Source organism: Azospirillum sp. B506, assembly GCF_000333595.1.
Lineage (GTDB): Bacteria > Pseudomonadota > Alphaproteobacteria > Azospirillales > Azospirillaceae > Azospirillum.
Genome location: NZ_BADK01000233.1, coordinates 1 through 2,090, shown reverse-complemented (window position 1 = coordinate 2,090; position 2,090 = coordinate 1). Strand labels below are relative to the sequence as shown.

1 protein-coding gene and 1 pseudogene are annotated in these 2,090 nt (G+C 63.8%); both read left to right on the top strand.

Translation table 11 applies throughout. From position 1 onward, the window contains the following. Positions 1 to 220: 220 nt before the first annotated feature. Positions 221 to 703, top strand: a complete 483-nt coding sequence (locus tag I71_RS07495) for a MarR family winged helix-turn-helix transcriptional regulator (RefSeq protein WP_375731177.1) — start codon at positions 221 to 223, stop codon at positions 701 to 703. A gap of 650 nt (positions 704 to 1,353) precedes the next feature. Next, positions 1,354 to 2,090: pseudogene (locus I71_RS07490) on the top strand (ATP-binding protein); the annotation flags it as partial.

Below are 2,090 nucleotides of genomic sequence, written 5' to 3'. Positions count from 1 at the left end.
ACAGCCCGGACCGAGGCTGCGAAAGCCACCGCGTTTCAAGTTTGTCTCTCCAATTCGAATAAAATCCGCCCATCGTCACAGGCCATTAAGAAGCGGCAGCGGGAAGGGGTTCGGGCATCTGCCTGGGCATCGCTTCCCCCGTCCGCCGGTCGGCAAACACGGCAATGCCGTGTCGACCGGAATACGGCTTTTGCAAGCCACAGGCACAGGAACGATGAGCATGCAGCAGAGTGTGGCGGCCCCTGCGGTCTATACCGATCTCGGCCGCGTCATGGAGAGCATCACCCGACGCTTCCTTGACGTGCTCCGGATGGAACTGGCCCGCATCGGGGTAACCGATCTCAGCCCGACACAGGCACTGATGCTGCTGCACATCGGCACCGAGGAACTGTCGGTCCGGGATCTCCTGGAGCGGGGCTATTACCTGGGCTCCAATGCCTCATATAATCTGAAGCATCTGGTCGAGGTCGGCTATGTCGACCGCAGCCCCTCGCAGCGGGATCGGCGTGCCGCCCGGCTCAAACTGTCCAATCAGGGGCTGGCCACCTGCGATGCACTGAAGAGGTTGGAGGCGATGCGCGCCGACAGCCTGCTGCGCACCGACAGTGACGGTGCGGATTTCGAGACCACCTATCGCACTCTGCGCCGGCTGGAACGCGCCTGGACCGATCTGATCCGCTACGACGACGCGGATCAGGCCTGAGGGCTTCACCTGTACGGCACGCGGTTTTTCGGAAACTGTCCGTTCGGTCTGTGTCCGGAATGGAACGCTTGAGTCCACAACAGGAACATATAAAGAACTTGACGGTTGATGTTCTGCTTACGTTCTGGTAGGTCTGGAGGAACAAGACACGAACAACGGAGGTTGGCATGTCTGTTCTGGCTTTTCTGCGTGAATGCATGACCCTCGCCATGTTCCTGGCGGTGCTCTATGGCTGGGCCACGATCGGGCCGATTCTGATCGGCTGAGGATGGCCTGGGGATTTCCGGGGCCGCATCCCTTCGAAATAGGTCCCCGAACGGGGAATGCCGCGTCGGTGTTATATCCGAAATCCCAGCCCACCCCGGCCGGCGCAGCGCTTACATCGGGAACACGCGGAGCCGGCCTCGGCCCATCAGAGAAGCCGAAAGGGGGCCGGTTCCGCGAACGCCGACAACGCGTGGGGATTGGGACGGATGCGGAACTTCTTTCGAAAGCGTCGCTCGGCCGCGGTGGCTGAGGAGCGCATGCCGGCTGCTGGCGGTGGCGGGCCGGGCAATGGTCTTGGCGGCGGTCAGGGCATCACCGGTCCCGGTTCAGGGCAACTCGGCGCTGGCCCGGGCGTGGCCGGACCTGGCGTGGCGGGACCGGGAATGGGCAACTCAGGCGCCGGTGGCTTTTCCAATGCGCCGGGATTTGCCCGGCCGGCCGGGACTCATCTACGCCCGGTGGAGAGCACCATAGGCGGGCGGGCTGGGTTCGAAGCGATGGGCGGTCCTGCGGTGTCGCGTCTGCCCGACATCATCGACAACGAGGCCACCAGCGACCGCCGCGGCCACATGTTCCCGCAGCCGGGCGGGCAGCATGCCGACAGCGAGCATGACCTGCCGCGCTTCACCATGTCGGTCAATGGCGGTTATCGCGGCGGCATGGGAGCCAATAGCGGCGCCAATGCGCCGGCCATGCTGAAGGGGCTGACGCCGGAGTTGAACGGTCTTCTGCGCGAAGCCTTCACCCCGACCCGGCCGAAGCAGCAGTTGAACGGCCTGTTCATCGGCCGCAACGACACGCTGCGCCGCATCATCTCGGCTATCGAGGAGGAGCGGGCACATGTCATCCTCTATGGCGACCGTGGTCGTGGAAAGACCTCCGTCGCCAATGCGATCGAGAAGATCGCCGGGCAGGCCGGCTATCTTTCGTTGAAGCTGACCTGCAGCGGCGAGCTGAGCTTCGAGGACATCTTCAGGCACTTCCTGAAGAAAATCCCCTCGACCTACTACCGCTCTGCGCTCGACAACCCGTTCGCGGCCCGGCGCAACTTCGCCAGCCTCAACGAGCTGCTGCCGGACGGCACCTTCAGCGTCACCGAACTGAACGAGGTGCTGGCGGC

What these genes read in the sequence shown, in the direction of transcription:
- I71_RS07495 (WP_375731177.1), top strand. Translation starts at nt 221, where the DNA reads ATGCAGCAGAGTGTGGCGGCCCCTGCGGTCTATACCGATCTCGGCCGC.